The sequence below is a fragment of the Humidesulfovibrio sp. genome, from assembly GCF_031082295.1.
Lineage (GTDB): Bacteria > Desulfobacterota > Desulfovibrionia > Desulfovibrionales > Desulfovibrionaceae > Humidesulfovibrio.
Genome location: NZ_JAVHLD010000067.1, coordinates 1 through 3,339 on the forward strand (window position 1 = coordinate 1; position 3,339 = coordinate 3,339).

The 3,339-nt window shown below is 69.5% G+C and carries 3 protein-coding genes; 1 reads left to right on the forward strand and 2 read right to left on the reverse strand.

What is annotated here, in order from left to right; genetic code table 11:
* Window positions 1-319 precede the first annotated feature (319 nt).
* Window positions 320-1,342, reverse strand: a complete 1,023-nt coding sequence (locus RDU24_RS15825) for a glycosyltransferase (protein ID WP_308736748.1) — start codon at window positions 1,340-1,342, stop codon at window positions 320-322.
* The gene (locus RDU24_RS15830) at window positions 1,339-2,484 is read right to left on the reverse strand and encodes a glycosyltransferase family 4 protein (protein WP_308736749.1); all 1,146 of its coding nucleotides are present in this window, start codon (window positions 2,482-2,484) and stop codon (window positions 1,339-1,341) included. The genes RDU24_RS15825 and RDU24_RS15830 overlap by 4 nt, the downstream gene beginning before the upstream one ends.
* Window positions 2,485-2,624: 140 nt before the next feature.
* Here RDU24_RS15830 and RDU24_RS15835 point away from each other — a divergent pair, with 140 nt between their 5' ends.
* Window positions 2,625-3,230: a phosphatase PAP2 family protein gene (locus RDU24_RS15835; protein WP_308736750.1), complete on the forward strand. Its 606-nt coding sequence runs from the start codon at window positions 2,625-2,627 to the stop codon at window positions 3,228-3,230.
* Window positions 3,231-3,339: the final 109 nt, after the last annotated feature.

Consider the following 3,339-nt stretch of genomic DNA (forward strand, 5'->3'; position numbering starts at 1 on the left):
CGATGCGGCCCTGCTGGTCGCGTTTGAGGGAAAGGTGGGAGGGCTGAGGCATGGGCATCTCCTGAGGGTTTGCGCAACGGACGGGCTGCCCATTGCAAATGGCCCATTGTGCCCCCGGTATTCGGCCCGGACAAAAATCACCCGTTTTTGGCCGTAAAAAGGACAAAAATTCCCGGTTGACAGGGTTTGGAAAGAGGGACCTCCAACGTGGTTGCCCGATCCCAGGAAAGCCGAAAGGGCTGTTTCAGGTTCCTCCTGAAACAGCCCTTTCGGCTTACTGGGGATTCCAAAGGGCCTCAGGCACTTTGGCCGCCGGAGGCTATTCTCCCGCTGGCCCCACGCCGAGCGCCCGCCACAGGTTCGGCGTCTGGGCGGCGAGGCTGAAGCGCTGCTCGGCGGTCTTGCGCGCGGCCTGGCCCATGCGTTCGAGCAGCTCCGGGTCGTCGGCCAGCCGCAGGATGTACTTGGCCCAGTCGCCGGGCTGGCGCACCAGGAACCCGTCGACTCCGTGGGTGATGATCTCGACGTTGAAGCCCACGGCCGAGGCTATGGGCACCACGCCGCTGGCCATGTACTGCAGGATCTTGAAGCCGCACTTGCCGCGCGTGTACTCGTCGTCGGTGAGCGGCATGAGCCCGCACTGGAAGCCGCGCAGCTGCTCGGGCTCCAACGTGGGGCTCCAGCGCTCGAAGCGCACCAGCTCCTCCAGTTCGCCCTCAAAGGGCTTGTCGGCCACCACGCGGATGTCCAGGCGCTCCCGGTGCAGGGCAAGCTCGCGCAGGACATCGGGCAGGAACCAGAGGTTGCCGGAGGTGCCCATCCAGCCCACGCGGAAGGGCGGCACGCTGGCGGCGTCGGGCGGGGCCGGGGTGTACTTGGCCGTGTCGATGAGCGTGGGCAGCACGAAGATGTTCTGCTGGCACTCTGCCGCGCGCTCGGCCAGGTAGCTGTTTCCGGCGATGACGAGGTCGACGCTGGCGCAGGTCTCGGCGAAGCGCCGGGCGATCTTGGCCGACTTCTCGGCGCTGCCCGGCTGGCCCACTTCCGCCGGGTGCAAGGCCCAGAGGGCGTCGTCCACGTCGTAGACCAGGCGCTGGCAGCGCCGCCGGATGAGCGCAAGCTCAAAGGGCGCGAAGAGCTTCTGTTGGATTACCATGACCGTAGCTTGCGGCAGGGTGAGGAGGAACCACAGCCGCTTGTGGATGGCCTTGGGCGCGCGCGTCCAGTCGACCTTCAGTCCCTGGGTCCGGCCCGCCTCCACAAAGGGCAGCACGCGGAAGCGCACGCTGGGCAGCGTCTCGCCCGAGGGGGTCAAAAAGAGGACGTCGAGCAGGCCGCTCATGCCGTCACCCCCTTTTGGACCAGCAGGTCGCGCACCATGTCGAGGTAGGGTTGCAGGCCGCAGGGCCGGTCGTCGGGCCAGATGAACGCTGGGCGGTCCTTCTCGGCGGCGGCGTCCTGAATGAGGCGCGCCAGCCCCTCGGCATCCGCCGGGTCGGCCAGGACGTGGCGCTGCGGCACGAACACGGCGCTGCCGTTGCGCGAGCTGGAAATGCTCGGCAGGCCGCAGGCGAGCGCTTCCAGCACGGCGTTGGAACAGGCGTCATAGTAGGTCGGCAGGGCGAAGACGTCCGCCGCGCCGTAGAACGAGCGCATGTCCGCCACCTTGCCCGCGAAGCGCACGCGGCCCTCCACGCCGAGCTCCCGGGCCAGCGCCAGCCAGCGCTCCGGCCCGCGCCCCCCGGCCACGGCCAGACGGAAATGCGGCGGCAGCAGCGTCAGCGCGCGGATGAGGGTGCCCACGCCCTTGAGCGCGAAATTCGTACCCGCGGTGCAGACCACGACGTCGCCGTCGCCAAGGCCCTGCCCGGCGCGCAGCTCGGCCCGCTGCCCAGGCGCCAGCGGCGCGAAGCGGGTGAGGTCCGGGCGGTTGTAGACCACGTCGACCCGCGCCGGATCAAGGGCCGGGTGGGCCTCAAGCAGCCAGTCGCGCACCAGGTCCGACACGCAGACCACGCGCTGGTGGCGGCTTTCGGGCGCGTCGAACTGGCGGGCCTCCAGCCAGGAGATGACGGCGGAGGAGGGCGAGACGGCCCGGCGCAGGCGCTTCCACAACCGCCCCGGGCCGGCGCCGTAGGCCGCTTCCGTCAGGCGGTTGAACACGGTCTGCGGGCCGCCGCCCACGCGCAGGATGTCCTGGGTCCAGGTGCGGCCCAGGCCGATGACCACGTCGTACCCCTCGCGCTTCAGCCGCCGTTCCACGGCCTGGGCGAACCAGAGGTTCTTGAGCGCGCGGCCCAGCGGCGGCCTGCCCAGCGCCACCGGGGTCACCCCGGCCGGGGGAGCGCCCTCGGCGCGGCCGCAAAGAAAGTCCACCGCGTGGCCCTGGGCGGCCAGCGCCTCGGCCAGACGCCAGCCAAAGCCCTCGGCGCCTCCGTAGAGGCCCAGGCGGGGCATGGTCAGGGCGATTCGGGCCTGCGGCATTCTTTCCATTCTCCAGGGGGTCGCGGTGGCCGCAGTCTTGAACGAAATCGCCGCCTTTGACAAGCCGCACGCGCCTGGGGCATAGCCGGGGTGACCCGTTTCACTCGCCGCCCGCAAGGCCCGGCCCCAAGGAGTCCACCATGTTTCCGACCCTCCCGGCAGACCACGCGCTGCTCCTCCTGCTCAACCAGGAATGGCGCGCGCCCGTGCTCGACCTGCTGCTGCCGGTGTTCTCGCTGCGCTCGCTGCTGTTCGCCATCCTGTCCGTGCTGCTCGTCTGGCGCTTCAAGAAACGCGGCCGCAGCCAGACCGTCTACTTCATGCTGCTGGTGCTGACCATGGGCGCCACCGACCTCGCCTGCAACAAGATCAAGCACGCCGTGGGACGGCTGCGCCCCGAGAACGCCGTGGGCGGCACCTACTACATGGAGTCCGAGAAATGGCTGCGCCTGCCGGCGGACATGGCCCCGGACCGCGAACGCGGCACCAGCTTCCCCTCGGCCCACGCCGCAAACTCCGCCGCGCTGGCGTTCATGGCCGCCATGCTCTGGCCGCGCGTGCGCAAAGGCATCGTCGCGCTGCCGCTCCTCGTGGGCTGGTCGCGCATCTACCTCGGCAAGCACTATCCCGTCGACATCCTCGGCGGCTGGCTGCTCGGGCTGCTCATGGGCTGGCTGTGCTGGCAACTCTGGCAGGCCGCCGCCCAACACTGGCGACTGCAACTGCTCGCCGAACCAGACGAATAAACGCTGCCCCCGGCGGCCAGGGGCCTGAGGCCGGAGCCTGGGATGCCTCCTGCTGCCGGTGGCCTGAGGCCCATCTATGCTGTCGACAGCCGTAAGATTCGCGGAAGAC